The organism is Enterococcus sp. FDAARGOS_553 (assembly GCF_003812305.1).
GTDB lineage: Bacteria > Bacillota > Bacilli > Lactobacillales > Enterococcaceae > Enterococcus_D > Enterococcus_D gallinarum.
Window position 1 is genome coordinate 1,765,774 of sequence record NZ_CP033740.1, and the last position, 17,485, is coordinate 1,783,258.

Here is a 17,485-nt window from a genome sequence, read left to right on the forward strand (position 1 = left end):
TTTTTGTCGCTTTTTTAAGGGGGGCACTTACGAGTCCTTTATTGTGTTAGGCGCAAAAGTTTACCAACTTAACATGAACTTTTCATAACGCTTACTGGATGTTAACGATTGCTTGATAGGATGGAGTAAATGAGTAATGAGGTGAAAAGATGAATCATGATAGGCTAAAGGTACTTATTGAAAAGAGACTGCCCCATATCCCTGCAAGGGATTGTAAACGAAACACCTCCAAAAGCAAACGGATTTTGGATCCTCAAAAAAGTATCCGGTTCCAACGTGGACTTGCTAAGAAAAAGATGCTAAATGGGCTAGCTATAATAGTAATTAGGAAATGGCTTTTGAGAATCAGCAAAGACCGACAGATGGGGGTGACAAGCTATGTCCATTAAATCGCAAATAACCGAAAAGCTGCTTTTACTGGTTTTGGATGGCTGCCGATACGATACCGCGGTTGAACAGATGGGGATCTTGAATCATCATGTGGATTATAAACAAGCACAACTGATCAAAGTCCATGCTGAAATGCCTAGCAGTTCTCGGCCATTGTATGAAGTGTTGGCTACTGGTGTACCAAGCTACCGGAATGGGATTCTGACCAATGCTGATGGTCAACATTCCAAAGAACTCTCGATTTTTGATCTTGTCAAAGCTGCCGGCGGAAGTACTGCAGCTGCAGCACATTATTGGCAAAGTGAATTATTCAATCAAGCACCTTATGAAATCAAACGAGATCGTATTCAACACGACCACAAAAAAAGTATCCAACATGGAATCTTTTATAGTGAAAACCAGTATCCCGATTCACATGTGTTTGCAGATGGACATTATTTACTGCACACGTATCAGCCGAATTTGTTACTGATACATTCCATGAATATCGATGCCGCGGGACATCGTTATACGGCTGTTTCAAAAGAATACCGAAAAGCCGTAAACCAAGCAGACCAATTGATTGGCCTGTATTTGCACGATTGGTTGGCTGCAGGTTATCAAGTGATTGTTACTGCGGACCACGGGATGGATGAATATGGGTTGCATGGCGGAAGCATGGCTGCTCATCGCGAAGTCCCCCTCTATATTTTTTCAGATATTTTTCCGCCAGACTGTGGGATCGAAAAAATGAATCAATTAGAGTTGGCACCACTGATTTGCAGTTTATTAAAAATCGATACTTCTGAACGCATGCAGATTGGGCGCAGCTGATTTGTAGAAACGAACAAAGCCGCTAAAGTCAGGTGCTCAAATTAGGGCATCATTGCTAGAGGTCTATTTGGTTTGGCTTAACGGGCATAAATAGATGGCTTATATCAGATGAATAAGCAAAAAAGTAATCGATTGTTGTTCCGCTACAGAGAACTGTGCCATGAGTGAAAATAAACGGACATTGTAAATGAGAGAAAGTGGCTGCCGCGTCTTGGAAACTGTGAGAGTGCCTAGGTACTATAGCAGCAGTTGCGATCGTTAGAATTTATTGGGTTTTGTTTAGATCCGGTCGTTCCGTCTGTTTGTTGACTGTTTATGGGACCGTCTTTTTTAATTAGAACAAGGCAACGAAGTGCTGCTATTCTTTGCACTTTTAGACAAACGACTTTATTTGTCTAAATCTGTGAAAAATAGCGGTTGTTATTTTTGTCGCAAATAGAAGATACTGCTACCATGGATTTGTACCAATATTAGGAGGGGATCATATGAGATATACAAACGGAAATTATGAAGCTTTTGCAAGAAGCAGAAAACCGAAAGATGTCGAAAAGAAACAGGCCTATATTGTTGGTGGCGGATTAGCTGGATTAGCAGCAGCAGTCTTTTTGATTCGTGACGGACACATGGAGGGAAAGAAAATCCATGTGCTGGAGGAGCTGTCTCTTTCAGGCGGCTCACTCGACGGCAAATTTATTCCTCATGATGGCTTTGTCACTCGAGGCGGCCGTGAAATGGAAAATCATTTTGAATGTTTATGGGATTTATTCCGTTCGATTCCATCATTGGAGGTAGAAGATGCCTCCGTCTTAGATGAATTTTATTGGTTGGATCATGACGATCCAAACTCATCCAATTGTCGGATCATTCATGATCGTGGCCAACGAGCAGCAGATGACGGAGAATTCACTTTATCAGCAGCAGCCCAAAAAGAGTTGGTCCAACTATTTATGACTTCAGAAGATCAGCTTGTTGGCAAACGGATCGAGGATGTTTTTGGAGACGAGTTCTTTGAATCAAACTTTTGGCTTTATTGGTGTACGATGTTTGCTTTTGAAAAATGGCATTCTGCCATCGAAATGCGTAGATATGTTTTAAGATTCATTCACCATATCAATGGATTGCCTGATTTCACGGCTTTGAAATTTACTCGTTACAATCAATATGAATCGTTAGTTAAACCATTATTAGCTTACCTTGATGCACAAGGTGTCGATTTCCAATATGAAACCAAAGTCATGAATATTGACGTGAAGATCACTGAAGGAGAGAAAATCGCCCAAAGTATCACACTGATGAAAAATGGCAAAGCCCAAGAAATCACTTTGACAGCAGATGATCTGGTGTTTGTAACAAACGGCTCAATCACGGAGAGTTCGACTGAAGGGGATCACCATACACCTGCCCCTATTACTCATGAATTAGGTGGCAGTTGGAATCTTTGGAAGAACTTGGCTGCTCAATCTCCTGAATTTGGTCGCCCAGAAGTCTTTTATGACAATCTGCCAGCAGAAAGCTGGTTTGTATCAGCGACAGTCACATGGCAAAACTTTGATATTGAACCTTATATTTCTCGTTTGACAAAACGGAAATTACGGACAGGAAGAGTAGTGACCGGTGGGATCGTCACTATCAAAGATTCAAATTGGCTGATGAGTTTTGCGACCCATCGTCAACCTCATTTCAAAGAGCAAGGCGATCAACAAACGGTGACTTGGGTTTATGGTCTATTGTCTAATACACCAGGAAATTATATCAAAAAACCGATTGAACACTGTTCCGGACAAGAAATCGTTCAAGAACTATTGTATCACTTAGGTGTTCCAGAAGATGAAATTCTACGGATCTCTAATGAATCATGTTCAGCGATCCCTGTGTATATGCCTTTCATCACTTCTTACTTCATGTTGCGGGAACCTGGAGATCGTCCGCTTGTGATACCGAATGGTTCACGAAACTTAGCCTTCATCGGCAACTTTGCCGAAACGCAACGTGATACCGTCTTTACGACTGAATATTCTGTACGAACGGCGATGGAAGCTGTCTACCAATTGTTAGCTATTGAACGAGGCGTTCCAGAAGTCTTTGCTTCCGCCTATGATCTGCGTACATTGGCCAATGCGATTTACTATTTATCGGACAAGAAAAAATTGACTGAGATGGAGCTGCCATTTATCGAACGCAAATTAGTAGAAGGATTTGTTAAGAAGACGAAAGATACCTATATCGGCGAAATCCTTGAAAAAAATCATTTAGTTTAACACACTTGAATGCTGTGACATCCGTTACTTAAAGACAGGATACCCGAAAGAACCAGAGAGGCCATTAAACGGCCTCTCTTTTCTTCGAGGTTACGTATGTCTGACGGATGGCACTGTTTTTTTGGGAACGATTTCCATGCTGTAGACCCCCCTGTGTGATGTACACAAGAGTAGCGAAAAATAAGGGAACCGCTATCAAACAAATTGCTTCTTTTTAATAATACAGAGTGTTATTCTGTTATATTTCTATTGAACTTTTTCACTCTGTTTGGTATATTGGTTGTTAATTAAAAGCTTTTTTTGCTTTTAGTACAGAAGCTATAATTGTTACGATGAAAGGCGGGAGATTTATGGAAGATGCGACCTATTGGGCAGAGCAATTAACGCAGAAGAAAATCAGTTTTTCGGAATTGACAGCTAGGATCGAAGAAAAAATTCAGCAAGTTGAGCCAACGTTAAATGCGCTTGTTTCTTTTGATCGGCAAGCAGCAATTAAGCAGTATGAACAAAATCCGCAAACAAAAGCGGCTTTATTCAGCGGGCTGCCAATACCACTTAAAATATTGGGTCAAAGTAAAGCGGGGTGGCCGGCCACATCGGCGGCTGCATTGTTTGCAAATGCAAAAGCAGAGCAGACGAGTGCATTTGTCAACGGGCTGGAACAGCTAGGATTGATTCCTTTGGGACAAACCAATGCTCCGGAATTTGGTTTCAAAAATGTTACCGATCCAGTATTGTACGGTCCAACACGCAATCCGTGGCAGTCCGCCTATTCGGCAGGGGGATCCAGCGGTGGAGCGGCGGCCGTCGTAGCGGCTGGACTATTTCCATTAGCTGCTGCTAGTGATGGAGGCGGTTCCATTCGTATCCCAGCTTCTTTCAACGGACTAATTGGGTTAAAACCGACGCGAGGAACTATGCCAGTGGGACCTCAAGAATGGCGTAGTTGGCAAGGTGCTTCGATCAATTTTGCATTGACGATTTCTATGAGAGATACGGAACGTTTGTTTTATGGATTACGAACGTCTCAACCGGCGGCTCCCTATCAGGCACCTAGAATCGAATGGAAACATCATGGACCCAGTCAGAATCGAACACTGAGAGTTGCGTACACAACCGAGTCTCCAGCCGGGAGTCCAGTTTCACAAACTGCTGTCTTAGCTGTCAAGAAAGCTGTCGCATTTTTGGAAGATCAAGGACATCAGGTTACAGAAATCCGTTATCCTGTTGACGGTCAAACGATGATGGCAAGCTATTATCGTATGAATGGTGGAGAGACAGCAGCAATGTTTGCCGAGATCGAGGCAATGCTGCAACGACCAGTGGAACAGAAAGATATGGAGCTGATGACTTGGGGGCTGTACCAATATGGCAAAAAATTAGCGGCTGCCGATTATATCCAGGCATTGCAATATTGGGATCAGCTGGCAGTAACGATGGAAGCTTTGTTTGCAGATTATGAGTTGTTTTTGACCCCTGCAACAGCACAAACGGCGCCATTGATTGAAGAGGATTTGCAAAGTGATACGATTCGAAGCGAACTGCAAGAGATAGAAAGACGAACAGCTGCTGCTGCCGGAGACTTGATTTATCAGATGTTCGACAAAAGTTTGGCACTGACGCCCTATACGCAATTGGCCAATCTAACGGGCCAACCTGCAATCAGCCTTCCAACAGCTGTTAGTGAGGAAGGTTTGCCATTGGGAATTCAGTTTATGGCATCAAAAGGCCGTGAAGATTTACTTTTTCAAGTGGGTGAATTGTTTGAACGATGGGAGCAATTTCATTTACCCAAAAAATAACTGTCGATGAATGACGGTTCAAGAATGATTTTCTAGGGGGATAAAGATGGAAACAATCAAAATAAACAAGTGGAAAAATATCGTTGTACTAGGTGCCTTTGTGATGTTGTTAGGTGCTTGCGGAAGTAAGGCTAAAGAGGACAATAGTTTAAGTCGTGTTCAAGAGTCAAAAGAATTGACTGTTGCTACGTCAGGTACGTTATTTCCTTCCTCTTATTACAATGATGACAATCAATTAGTTGGCTATGACGTAGACGTTGCAAAAGAAGTAGCCAAGCGGATGGGTGTTTCGATCCAGTTCAAAGAATACAATGTAGACGGACAAGTGGCGTCCTTGACTAGAGGTGAAGCGGACTTTGCCGCAAATGATTTCGGTCTCAGCGGAGACCGTGGAGATAAGTTTCGTCTGTCTGAACCAATCAAGTATTCATTTGATAGTATGATCGTGCGAAAAAGCGATGATTCTGGCATTGCCTCTCTAGATGATTTAGCAGGCAAAAAAGCAGCGGGAGAACCCAATACAAGCTACATGAAGTTAGCCGAAGAATATGGTGCGAAACTTGTGACCTATGATAATGCCACGAATGACCAGTATCTGACAGATGTGGCAAACGAACGGACCGATGTGATCCTTAATGATTATTATCTGCAAAAGATGTCGGTGGCAGCTTTGCCAGATATTCCAGTTAAAATCTTGGAAGATGTCTACTTCAATCCGAACGAAACAGGCTTTCTTTTTGCGAAAGACAACCAAGCACTGCATGACGAAGTCGATCGTGTTTTAAAAGAGATGAAAGCAGACGGGACGTTAAAAGAAATTTCCGAAAAATACTTCCAAACAGATGTATCTGTACCATCTGACAAAGAGATCCAAAAGGTTGAAAAGTAATGTATATCCCAACTCTTGATCTTCCACTGATGTGGGAGTCGCTTCCTTTTTTACTGACAGGGTTATCCTATACGTTAGGGATTGCCATTGCTTCTTTTCTCGCAGGAAATGCGTTAGGTTTATTGCTGACTTTTCTGGGGATGCTTCAAAACCCTTGGGTAAGAAGGATCGTTCGAGGCTATATCTCCTTTCTGCGAGGAGTACCCGCATTGGTGCTGTTGTTTTTGCTCTATTTCGGATTGCCGTATCAATTACCCGCATTGACAGCTGCCATTATTTGTTTTAGTTTGACTAGCAGTGCTTTTATTGGAGAAATTTATCGAGGATCGATCGCCGGAGTGGATCGCGGGCAATGGGATGCAGCGTATGCTCTGGGATTGAGTTTTTCTAAAACATTACGGTTGATCATTCTGCCTCAGGCATTTCGCATATCGGTCCCAGCATTAAGCAATGTCGCGATGGACCTGTTGAAAGGAACCTCGTTAGCGGCAATGATCACGATCCCGGACATTTTTCAAAAAGCCAAAATTGTTGGCGGCCGGACGTTTGATTATATGTCGATGTACGTGTTAGTGGCGATCATTTACTGGTTGCTGTGTATCGGGATCGAAGCGCTCCAACATCGCTTAGAAAAACGATTTGCTGACCGCTTTGAAAGTCAAAAAGGCTGATCGTCAAAAAAGCTGATCGTCAAAAAAGTAGCTAAAAAAATTCGCTGGTTGGATTATTTATGAATCAATCTCTTTGTTTGTGGTACACTTTACAAAAAAGGAGTTTGGACAATGAAATATGAATGGCGAAAACAAGAAAAAGCTTACTATTTACCAAAAGAACCACAGCTGATCGAAGTGCCTGCTTATCAATTCATTACGTTGACTGGCGAAGGAAATCCTAACCGTCCTGAATTTTCCGAGCAAATCAGTGCACTTTATATGATGGCCTATGGATTGCGCATGGGATTGAAAAAAGGCTCCTTCGGCAATACGCCTTTTGAGTATACGGTATACCCGCTAGAAGGCGTATGGACTTTACCTGAAAAACCACAAGGACCGATTGCTAAAGAAGAGTTGATCTATAAAATCATGATTCGGCAACCGGAACAAGTAACTGCTGATTTAGCCGCCGAACAGTTGACACAAATCATGAAGAAAAAAGAAAATCGTTTTTTGGAACGAATTCGTTTCGAAGAATACCAAGAAGGCTGGTCCGTGCAAGCTTGTCACATCGGTCCTTTTGACACAGAAACAGAAACGTTTGCGAAAATGCAAGACTATTGCGAAGCCCACGATCTATCAATTGTTCCCACGATGGGCAATTATCAGCATCGGGAGATCTATCTGTCAGATCCGCGAAAGACAGCACCAGAAAAAGCAAAAACAGTCTTACGCTGGCGGGTAGCCAAAACAAACAAAGAATCCGCTTGATCCATTTAACCGTTGGTGTACTTAATGAAAACACGTAATGAAAAGAGAGAGAACCGCGCTTAAGCGATTCTCTCTCTTTTACTACTCATCTTTTAAGTAGTCTTCACTGGTGAATTCACTGTGAAAATACTTGCCTTCGTCGCCGTAATAGGTATTGTACCGTTGCTTGAATTTGCGGAATCCATACACCACTAATACTTTTAAGAGACAGTAGATCGGTATTCCGAAAATGACACCTACGATCCCCATCAAATCCCCCATAACTAATAAAACAACGAGAATCGTGATCGGATGGATCTGCAGACGATCTCCCATTACACGAGGAACGACCAAGTCACCATGAAGCAGCTGTACGGCGAACCAAGCAATCAGGAATTTGATCAGCATTCCTGTTGAATCTTGTGCTGCGATGAAAAGGGCTGGGAAGAAGACGATAAATGGACCGATATATGGAATGATACATAAAATTCCGGCAGCGATCGCCAAGATACTTGCATATTCTAAACCAATCAGCAAAAAAATCACCCAATAAATTCCGCCTAAAATAAAGGAAGAAATAATCTGTCCTTTCAGAAAGGCACCAACTTGTAGGTCAGCGATCTTTACGATCGTGTTGAAATCTTTACGAAATCGCGGTGGTACGATTGACAGGAGAGAATAATAAAACTTGTTTGGATTTCTTAGTAAGAAAAAAGCAATGATCGGTCCTGTAAACAATGCGATAAACAACGTTGAGATCGTCGAAAAGATACTGCTAAGCCCTGCAGCACCGGTTTGCCAATAGTCACCAATGAAATCCATGATATTGTTGGCAACTTTTTGAAGAGTATCCGTGATCTGATCAATCTGAGCACCAAATGGCGTATTCGCTAGGAATGAGTCAGCGTTTCGCTCGAAATCAGCAATCAAATCTGGGAATTGATTGATCAAATCGGTTGTTTGTTTTTGGATGATTGGATAAAGCTGAAACCCAGCCAAAACGATCACTAAAAGAATCAGAAGATAGATCCCGCCAATGGAAACAATGCGGGGAATCTTTTTCGTTTCTAAGCGATCAACTAACGGATTGAACAAATAATACAAGATCAGGCCGAATAAAAATGGTGGAATAAGAGTAGAAATAATGACAAAAAAAGGATCAAAAAGAAACGAGATTTGTTTAAGTAAAAAAGCAGCGATCGCACAGAGAATGATCAATCCCAGTACATAATAGCTGGTTTTTCCTCCTAAAAATTGGATTAAACGGTTTTTTTTCATAGAAGAGCCTCACTTTCTTAGCCTCATTATAACGAAAGCAGCACTTTCTGTAAAAAAAGAGCGAGTCAAACCAATTTTATTTTTTACTTTTGCTTATTTGATTCGTTTATAGATATGTAAGGGCGCCACTTACGAAGCAATCAAAATACAATAGAGGAGGAAAAGAAGCGATGAAGACCAAAACCACCACAAGGCTGACGATTCGAATCCAAGCACCAGATGCAGAAAAAACTGTCAGTCAGACCGTCAATCAAGTCATGAATGCTCCAGAGGAGGCTAAGATGTTAGCGTTTGGTGAAGCCATGGCAGGATTTTCTAAGAATGCGTCTTTGGCTGGCGTGGTAGAAACGATCCAGAATGAGTACGTAAAATAACGAAAGGAGAGAAAGCGATGAAAAAGCTTCATGCATTATTTTTGACTAGCGAGGGCAAAAAACACACATTGCAGCCAAAAGTTTTTGATGAAGAGATAACGGCAGAAGCAGCACGAACAGCAATGGAGAATATTACAAAAATCGGTATCTTTGAATCAGATGGTGTCCGTTATTACAATGAGCTGTCTGGCGCCAAAATCGTAGAGACGATTGAGACGCCATTGTTTTGAAATAAGTTGAAGTAGAACGTTCATCAAGAAATGCTCGACAATCAAAAGGGACTGTGCCATAAGTCAGTATCCAACAAGTTAAACCGAATAATAGTCTGTTGCTAGCATAGATTCCTCTGACTTTTGCGACGAGGAGTCCCTGCACCGCAGGAGCAATAATCATTAATGTTCGGCTAGTGTTACTTGTAGGAGACTTATGGCACAGTCCCTTTATTTGGTGACGGCAGTTAATGTACAACGTCCGACAGCCGTTTTCGTGCCATCGGATTGTCTGATCGTAGCTTGCCAAGTTTGGATCTTTCCACCGATTCGATCAGGGACAGCTTCCACAGTAACAGTTCCTTGTTTGACCGCTTTTAAATGATTGACTTGTAGATCAATCGCGGCGGCAAATTGGTCTTCAGCTACGGCTTGATTTGCCCCCAGACTACAAGCTGTTTCAATCAAGACGGCATTGATACCACCGTGCAGAAGACCAAAAGGTTGTTTATGCTGATCGGTGACCACTAAAGATAACCGAACCTGAGTAGCGGTTGTTTCTTCGATCTGGATGCCTAAATAGTCAAGTAAGTTCATAGAGTTCCTCGTTTTCTGAGAATTTGATGATTTGATTATAACAAACGTTTGACAGAAAGCAATTTCTAACGAAATTCGCTCAGAAATGTGTATAATGGAAACATGTGACATAAGGAGGAACCTGTAATGAGAGAATGGAAAACCTTAAAAGAATACGATGAAATTTTATTTGAACAGCATGGTAAAGTGGCGAAGATCACGATCAATCGTCCAGAAGTCCACAATGCCTTTACACCGAAAACGGTGTTTGAAATGATCGATGCTTTTTCAATCAGTCGCGATGAACCTGGCATTGGTGTGATCATTCTAACAGGAGCTGGCGACAAAGCTTTTTGTTCTGGCGGCGACCAAAAAGTTCGCGGACATGGCGGCTATGTTGGTGAAGATCAAGTTCCTCGTCTCAATGTGCTGGACTTGCAACGTTTGATCCGGACATTACCAAAACCGGTGATCGCTATGGTCAAAGGTTGGTCTATTGGAGGCGGAAACGTGCTGCAGCTGGTTTGTGATCTAACGATCGCGGCAGATAATGCGAAATTTGGTCAAACAGGACCGAATGTCGGCAGTTTCGATGGTGGCTACGGTTCAGGCTATCTTGCTCGAACGATTGGCCACAAGAAAGCCAAAGAAGTTTGGTTTATGACGAAACAGTATACAGCAGAAGAAGCTTTAGCAATGAACTGGATCAATACAGTCGTTCCTCTTGATCAAGTGGAAGATGTGACGATGGAATGGGCAGAAACGATGCTGCAAAAAAGCCCATTGGCTTTGCGCATGATCAAAGCCTCAATGAATGCCGATACAGATGGGCTAGCCGGAATCCAACAACTTGCTGGCGATGCGACCTTATTGTATTACACAATGGATGAAGCAAAAGAAGGCCGCGATGCGTTTAAAGAAAAACGTCAGCCTAATTTCGACCAATTCCCTAAATTCCCTTAATGAATGGTAGTTGGCTGCAACGGCAAGCACAACTTCATCCAGAACGACCAGCTTTTTATTGGCAAGATAAAAGCTGGTCGTTTGCTGCCTTGCAAAAAGAAGTCACGGCTTATGCTTGCTATTATGAACATCGGATTCCTCAAACAATCGAGCGAGTAGCGATTTTAAGCAATAACTCTCCTGAGATGTATTTCACGATTTTGGCACTTTGGGAATTAGGAAAACAAATTCAGTTCTTAAACACTCGATTGACTGAAAAAGAGCTGTACTATCAATTAACCGATGCTGCCTGTCAGTGGGTAGTCACCAATCGATCGCTTTCCTTGCCGAGAATCAAGTTCCTGCCTTTTGGCAAATTGCAAGAACGTTTTTTTTCTGCGCCGATTTCGATTTACCAAAAAACACAAGTTGCATCGATCATGTACACTTCTGGCACGACGGGTAATCCCAAAGGAGTGCCTCAAACATTTGGCAATCATTTTGCCAGTGCACAAGCCACGCAGATCAACTTGTCGGTGACTGCTGACGACTGCTGGTGTTGTGTCGTTCCGTTGTATCATATTAGCGGTTTATCAATTTTGTTGCGTTCCTTGATTTTAGGGATCAGTGTTCGATTATATGATCGATTCGATGCGCAGCAAATCGCATCAGACCTAGCTGCTGGTAAAGGAACGGTGCTCTCGTTAGTGACCAAAATGCTGATCGATCTTTTGCCTTTGACTGGAGACAATGGTTACCCTTCATTGCGCTATATTCTTTTAGGTGGTGGTCCGATTGCCAGATCAGTCTTGATGCAATGCCAAGACAAGTGCTTATCAGTTATTCAATCCTATGGGATGACTGAAACTTGTTCGCAAGTCGTTGCTTTGCCTCCAGATAAAGCCGAGGAAAAAATTGGTTCTGCTGGATTACCATTAGCCCAAGTCAATTTGCGGATTCAGTCGCAGTCTTTGAAAGAATCTGTTATCGAAAAAGAAGGAAAACTGGGGGAAATCCAGTTGCAAGGACCTGCGATCGTTACGTGCTATTTGAATGATCGCGGGTTGGAGCAGTGGACGCAGGATGGCTGGTTTGCCACCGGTGATCTTGGCTATTTGGATTCTGAAGGGTATTTGTATGTGGTATCTCGTTTGAGCGAATTGATTATTTCCGGTGGCGAAAATATTTATCCAGCTGAAGTTGAACAGGCATTAGTTAGCCACCCTGCAATTGAAGAAGCGGCAGTGGTGGGCGAGCCAAGTGGAGTGTGGGGACAAGAGCCAGTTGCTTATCTTACACTCAAAGAGCCGATTACATTACCAGAATTGATCGCCTATCTAACCCCACAGCTTGCTCGGTACAAACACCCCCGTCGCTATTATCAAGTAAAAGAAATGCCGCGTACCGCTAGCGGGAAAATAGTAAAGCGTGTATTGCTGACAGAAGAAAGAGTGAACTACATTGAACAGCAAATCAAAGAATGAGTATCAACATGCATTAGCTGCTGGCAAAAAGGTGTTTAGTCATTATTACCCACTTGCACCTTGTGATTTTGTTCAGTTATATGCTGCTGCCAGTCAATTTATTGGTGAACGTTATTTTTGGCGATCATCAGATCAAGCAACCTGTTTTTTGGGTATCGGCAGTGTGAAACGGTACGCGAACCCATCATTGATTGATTTTGAGCGGCAGCGTCGAAACCTTAAAAAGCAGCATTTTCAACCAAATACGGACCAAATGGCTGCTACATTATTAGGGGCTTTTGCTTTTGATGAACAAAGCCAAGGAGCAGCAGAATGGGGCACAATCGGCAATGGTCTTTTTGTGTTGCCGAAAATTCTTTTTAGAAAAATAAATGATGTGTATGGTGTGATCTTGACCGTCGAAGCGAAGGATACGAATGACGTGGAAACGCTGTTCGGACAGTTTGCTGATTTACAACAACTCGTTGAGCAATGGGGAAAGCAAGCACAACAGCCTGTAGGGGCTTGTTTGTTGCAGCAAACAGAATTAGACGTACCACAATGGGTAAAAGCGGTCGATGAGACAGTCGCTGCGATCCGCTCTGCAAAAACGCCTTTGGAGAAGGTTGTTTTAGCTCGGCGAATGAAAATCACTACTAAGAAGGAGATTGATTCCTTTGCGGTGTTGGCCCGTCTTGCAGAGCAACAAACCAATACCTATCTCTTTGCTTTTGAAGACGAGGTTTCGTTTATTGGTGCCACACCGGAGCGCTTGTTAAAGGCGACTGCCAGTCATTTCGAGACAGTCAGCATTGCAGGGTCTGCGCCTCGAGGCAGCACACCAGCAGAAGATCAGCAAATAGCTGATGCATTATTAACTGATCCCAAAAATACCCATGAGCATCAAGTAGTTGTCAATCGTCTGGAGCAGGCGTTGTCTTCCTTATTGGCGGAAGGGTTCCATTCAGAGGCGCGATCGATCATCAAGAATCGCGACATTCAGCACTTATTCGTGCCTTTGTCTGGCAAGCGGAAGCCCGCTGTTTCTTTTTTAGAAGCAGTGGCTAAGCTGCATCCAACACCAGCCCTAGGTGGGGAGCCAAAAGCTGATGCGCTGGCATGGATTCGTAACCACGAACCTGCGCGTCGGGGATTATATGGTGGACCAATCGGGTGGCTAGGTATCCAAGAAGATATCGGAGAATTTGCAGTAGCGATTCGTTCTGGTGTTTTTCATGGGACAGAAGGCATCCTTTACGCAGGATGCGGGATCGTCGCCGATTCTGTTGCAGAAGAAGAGCGCCAAGAGACAGCCTTGAAATTCCAACCTATGCTAAGAGGAGTGATAGAGAATGAATCAGCAAGTCATGACTGACTACTTGTTGGCAGCAATCCATGGGTTTAAAGCCGCTGGAATAAAGCGAGCGGTGATCAGTCCCGGATCGCGGTCGACACCGTTGGCATTGCTTTTGCATCGGGATCCAGAAATCACTTGTTGGATCGATGTCGATGAACGTTCAGCAGCTTTTTTTGCGTTGGGAATGACCAAAGTCGATTTGCAGCCGACACTTTTACTATGTACATCAGGTACTGCTGCAGCCAATTACTATCCAGCAATTTGTGAGGCGGAAGCCACAAATTTGCCATTGATCGTCTTAACTGCTGATCGGCCACCGGAACTACGTGGTGTTGGTGCACCGCAAGCCATGGATCAGCAAAGTCTGTATGCTTCTCATGTAAAAAAAATGGTAGAAATGACTGTGCCGGAGAATACACCCAACATACTGAAGTACAGCTTTTGGCAGGCTGCCACGACAACGATCGAAGCATTAAAGCAGCCACGTGGTCCCGTACACCTGAATTTTCCTTTGCGGGAACCATTACTGCCTGACTTCACGCGGACTTGTTCGATCCAACAAAATATCGCTTACCTCCCTACACAGCAATCGCTACCTGCAGCTGTATTGACAGAACTGGCACCATTGTTTATGAAAAAAGGGCTCCTAGTGGTAGGTGAAAGTTTGACACCTTCTGAAGCAGAAACGCTGCATGCGCTTGCCAATCATCTTGGCTGGCCGCTAGTGGGGGATCCACTGACAAATTTGGCCACTTGCGGGGAAACGTCGGCTCATTTTCTCCCACAGGCTGATTTGATTTTTCCACAACTAGATGCGGACTTTATTCCCGAAGTCGTTATTCGTTTTGGTCGCTTGCCAGTGACCAAAAATGTCTTGCTTTGGTTAAGCGGTCTGCCGGAAGGCATCGACTGGCTTTTCGTGGATGAATCTGGACAGTGGCAAGATCAATTGCATCGCTCAGCCTTTTTGCTACAGCTTACGATAGAGGATTTTATGGAGCAAGTAAGCAAGTTGCCTAGCAGACCACAACCAGAATGGTTTCAGCCATGGCAAAAGCTGCAAGCCGTCGCTGAGGAAGCATTGGCAACGACTCATTCTTTAACGGAGTGGAATGAAACTGCTGCTGTACGGATCTTGCAACAAACATTGGGACATGATGCCCAATTGCTCTTAGCAAATAGTAATGCGATCCGCTTTGTTGATCGATACGGAACGGTTACAGGTAGTGCTTACCAAGTATTTGGCAATCGCGGTGTGAATGGTATCGATGGGTTGATATCGACCGTTGCTGGGATCGCAGCTGCCAGCCAAAAACCGACCTATTTATTGATTGGCGATCTAGCTTTCTTTCATGATATGAATGGGCTGCAATTGCTCAAACAATATCAGCTGCCAGTCACGATCATTTTACTGAATAATAACGGTGGGGGGATTTTTTCCTTCTTATCGCAAAATACCTTGTCAGAAGGTGACTTTGTGCCGCTATTTGGCACCCCGTTGGATCTTGACTTTCAGCAAGCTGCAAAACTTTATGGCGCGAAATGGCACGCTCCAGCAACTTTGACTGATTTTGCCTCCCAAATCGAGCAATCATTAACGACGCCTTGTTTTCAGATCATTGAAGTAGTTGGCCTGCAAAAAGATCCTGTGATCGCTTGGCAAGCGTTGCAACAGGAGTTTCAGGAAAGGATCTCCAATGAAAATAAACGTTAACGGTGTGAACTATTTGTATCAGTGGTATCGACCTTATCTGGCTGATCTGCCGACCCTCGTAGTTCTGCACGGATTTACTGGCACTTCAGATTCTTTTCGCCCAGTGTTTGCTCAAGAAACGTCCTTCAATGTCTTAGCAATCGATTTGTTGGGTCATGGTGGTTCCGCCAGTCATGTGCACCCGTTACGCTATGAGATGATTCAGATGGTAACGGATCTGGCAGAATTGGTGGATCGTTTAACGGTTGACCGTTATTATCTTTATGGCTATTCAATGGGTGCTCGTACGGCATTGGCATGGACGGTTGCTTTCCCAGACAAGATCGCTGGCTTGATCATGGAGAGCGGCTCTCCGGGACTGGAATCAGAATCTGCCCGCAGTCTTCGCCGACGCAATGATCAACGTTTGGCGATACGATTGATTCAGCAACCGCTGGTTGACTTTGTTGATTATTGGCAAGAACTGCCATTGTTTGCTAGTCAAAAACGATTACCAAAGGAAATACAGCAGCAAGTACGAGCGACGCGTTTGAGCCAACAGGCGTTTGGTTTGGCGATGAGTTTGTACTATAGCGGAACAGGAACACAACCTAGCTTCTGGCAAAATTTGGCAGACATTCAGTGCCCATTTCTGGTTCTCACTGGAGAATGGGATGAAAAATTTTTCCTGATCGCTAAAAAAATGCAGCAGCAACAACCAGCGTTGACTATCCTCTCGGTGTCAAAAGCCGGTCATTGCGTGCATTTGGAATGTCCAGATGTAGTGGCAAATGAAGTGCATGCTTGGTTGACCGCACACTGATATTGGAAAAGGAGAGCGCGTATGAAAATCGTCAAAGCAGAACGGATTGCTTGTCGACTCCCATTGAGGCAGCCTTTTGAGACGAGTTATGGTCGCTTGACGGAAAAAGCATTTGACCTGCTTGTACTGACCGACCAAGACGGAACCGTAGGTGTTGGAGAATTGGTGGCTTTTCAGCAACCAGATTATATTGAAGAAACGTTGGCTTCAGCTCGAGAAGTCATTAGCAAGTTCTTATTCCCATTGCTGACAGGAAACATCGATCATCCGCGAGATGTTTGGACGTTATTTCAAACAGTTCAAGGAAATTTTATGGCCAAATCAGCAGTTGAAACGGCGATTTGGGATTTATATGGCCGCCAAAAACATTGCAGTCTGACCTCTTTTTATCCAACAACAAGAGACAAGCTTGCTGTAGGGGTCAGTGTGGGGATTCAAGCATCCACAGAACAGCTAGTCGCACAAGTCGCTGATTATGTAGCGCAAGGATATCAGCGAGTAAAAATCAAAATCAAGCCGGGAGTCGACTTAGAGCCGTTGACAGCCGTTCGGGAAACCTTTCCCGAGCTATTGCTGATGGCTGATGCGAACGGCGCTTATGAAGATCAACCGGAAAAGATTCTCGCATTAGATGAATTGGGGCTGGCAATGATCGAGCAACCGTTGAAGATCCGGGATCTAGTGGGGCATCGCCGTCTGCAGAAGCAGTTAAAGACGCCGCTATGTTTAGATGAAGATATACGTACTGCAGAAGATGTCGCTGTTGTTGCCTCATTAGATAGTTGCCGAGCAATCAATCTAAAAATTCCGCGAGTGGGAGGAATCACCGAAGCGATGCGAATTGTTTCAGCCTGCCAACATTATGGATTGGATGTCTGGCTAGGTGGAATGTTCGAATCAGGAGTGGGACGAGCGTTGAATCTGCAGTTTGCCAGCCAAGCTCCCTTCCACTTCCCTGGTGATCTATCTGCTTCTGATCGTTATTTTTACGATGACATCGTCACTGAACCTGCGAAGATCAAAAATGGCTGTCTTCAGGTGCCTGTTGGTGTGGGAGCGGGCTTCACACTAGATGAAAAGAAAATAGCTGACTATTGTGTTTCCCGTACTCGTTTGTTAGGTTGAACTTTAGAAATAGTTTTTGATCAGCAGATCAATTATCAAGCAGCAAAAAGCACCTTCTCGCTTTTAGAGAGGGTGCTTTTTGCTGTTATT

The 17,485-nt window shown here is 43.8% G+C and carries 16 protein-coding genes; 14 read left to right on the plus strand and 2 right to left on the minus strand.

Annotated features, from left to right (window positions below; genetic code table 11):
* Positions 1–384 precede the first annotated feature (384 nt).
* From EGX73_RS08990 to EGX73_RS09015, 6 genes are all read left to right on the plus strand, one after another.
* Entirely contained in the window at positions 385–1,203 is an 819-nt protein-coding gene (locus EGX73_RS08990; protein WP_029487204.1) for an alkaline phosphatase family protein, read from the plus strand.
* 485 nt (positions 1,204–1,688) lie between these two features.
* Complete coding sequence (locus tag EGX73_RS08995; protein WP_123866891.1) at positions 1,689–3,461, plus strand: oleate hydratase; 1,773 nt, start codon at positions 1,689–1,691, stop codon at positions 3,459–3,461.
* A 350-nt stretch (positions 3,462–3,811) separates the two neighbouring features.
* Positions 3,812–5,263 carry an amidase gene (locus tag EGX73_RS09000; RefSeq protein ID WP_123866892.1) on the plus strand — a complete coding sequence of 484 codons (1,452 nt, stop codon included), beginning with the start codon at positions 3,812–3,814 and terminating at the stop codon, positions 5,261–5,263.
* A 46-nt stretch (positions 5,264–5,309) separates the two neighbouring features.
* Entirely contained in the window at positions 5,310–6,152 is an 843-nt protein-coding gene (locus EGX73_RS09005) for a transporter substrate-binding domain-containing protein (protein ID WP_029487203.1), read from the plus strand.
* On the plus strand, positions 6,152–6,823 hold the full coding sequence (locus EGX73_RS09010; protein ID WP_003127520.1) for an amino acid ABC transporter permease: 672 nt from the start codon (positions 6,152–6,154) through the stop codon (positions 6,821–6,823). Before EGX73_RS09005 ends, EGX73_RS09010 begins: the two co-directional genes overlap by 1 nt.
* A gap of 111 nt (positions 6,824–6,934) precedes the next feature.
* A complete protein-coding gene (locus tag EGX73_RS09015; RefSeq protein WP_005471783.1) occupies positions 6,935–7,576 on the plus strand; it encodes a GyrI-like domain-containing protein in 642 nt (213 codons plus the stop codon).
* A gap of 81 nt (positions 7,577–7,657) precedes the next feature.
* Here the strand turns inward: EGX73_RS09015 and EGX73_RS09020 are convergent, their stop codons facing one another.
* Positions 7,658–8,833, minus strand: a complete 1,176-nt coding sequence (locus EGX73_RS09020) for an AI-2E family transporter (RefSeq protein WP_005471785.1) — start codon at positions 8,831–8,833, stop codon at positions 7,658–7,660.
* A gap of 170 nt (positions 8,834–9,003) precedes the next feature.
* On the opposite strand from EGX73_RS09020, the gene EGX73_RS09025 reads away from it, so the two are divergent.
* Together EGX73_RS09025 and EGX73_RS09030 are read left to right on the plus strand one after the other, a co-directional pair.
* Positions 9,004–9,207 carry a hypothetical protein gene (locus tag EGX73_RS09025; RefSeq protein WP_003127523.1) on the plus strand — a complete coding sequence of 68 codons (204 nt, stop codon included), beginning with the start codon at positions 9,004–9,006 and terminating at the stop codon, positions 9,205–9,207.
* 17 nt (positions 9,208–9,224) lie between these two features.
* On the plus strand, positions 9,225–9,437 hold the full coding sequence (locus tag EGX73_RS09030; RefSeq protein ID WP_003127524.1) for a DUF2922 domain-containing protein: 213 nt from the start codon (positions 9,225–9,227) through the stop codon (positions 9,435–9,437).
* 210 nt (positions 9,438–9,647) lie between these two features.
* Here the strand turns inward: EGX73_RS09030 and EGX73_RS09035 are convergent, their stop codons facing one another.
* The gene (locus EGX73_RS09035; protein WP_003127525.1) at positions 9,648–10,013 is read right to left on the minus strand and encodes a PaaI family thioesterase; all 366 of its coding nucleotides are present in this window, start codon (positions 10,011–10,013) and stop codon (positions 9,648–9,650) included.
* 126 nt (positions 10,014–10,139) lie between these two features.
* Between EGX73_RS09035 and menB the strand changes: the two genes are divergently transcribed.
* The 6 genes from menB to menC are packed head-to-tail and all read left to right on the plus strand — an operon-like array spanning position 10,140 to position 17,395.
* On the plus strand, positions 10,140–10,955 hold the full coding sequence (gene menB / locus EGX73_RS09040) for a 1,4-dihydroxy-2-naphthoyl-CoA synthase (protein ID WP_003127527.1): 816 nt from the start codon (positions 10,140–10,142) through the stop codon (positions 10,953–10,955).
* On the plus strand, positions 10,955–12,418 hold the full coding sequence (gene menE, locus EGX73_RS09045) for an o-succinylbenzoate--CoA ligase (RefSeq protein WP_003127528.1): 1,464 nt from the start codon (positions 10,955–10,957) through the stop codon (positions 12,416–12,418). Before menB ends, menE begins: the two co-directional genes overlap by 1 nt.
* Positions 12,396–13,772, plus strand: a complete 1,377-nt coding sequence (locus tag EGX73_RS09050; protein ID WP_003127529.1) for an isochorismate synthase MenF — start codon at positions 12,396–12,398, stop codon at positions 13,770–13,772. Before menE ends, EGX73_RS09050 begins: the two co-directional genes overlap by 23 nt.
* Positions 13,750–15,468 carry a 2-succinyl-5-enolpyruvyl-6-hydroxy-3-cyclohexene-1-carboxylic-acid synthase gene (menD, locus tag EGX73_RS09055; protein ID WP_123866893.1) on the plus strand — a complete coding sequence of 573 codons (1,719 nt, stop codon included), beginning with the start codon at positions 13,750–13,752 and terminating at the stop codon, positions 15,466–15,468. Before EGX73_RS09050 ends, menD begins: the two co-directional genes overlap by 23 nt.
* Positions 15,452–16,270 (plus strand): 2-succinyl-6-hydroxy-2,4-cyclohexadiene-1-carboxylate synthase, encoded by an 819-nt coding sequence (gene menH / locus EGX73_RS09060; RefSeq protein ID WP_003127531.1) that lies wholly within the window; start codon positions 15,452–15,454, stop codon positions 16,268–16,270. The genes menD and menH overlap by 17 nt, the downstream gene beginning before the upstream one ends.
* Before the next feature lie 21 nt (positions 16,271–16,291).
* Positions 16,292–17,395: an o-succinylbenzoate synthase gene (gene menC, locus EGX73_RS09065; protein WP_003127532.1), complete on the plus strand. Its 1,104-nt coding sequence runs from the start codon at positions 16,292–16,294 to the stop codon at positions 17,393–17,395.
* Positions 17,396–17,485: the final 90 nt, after the last annotated feature.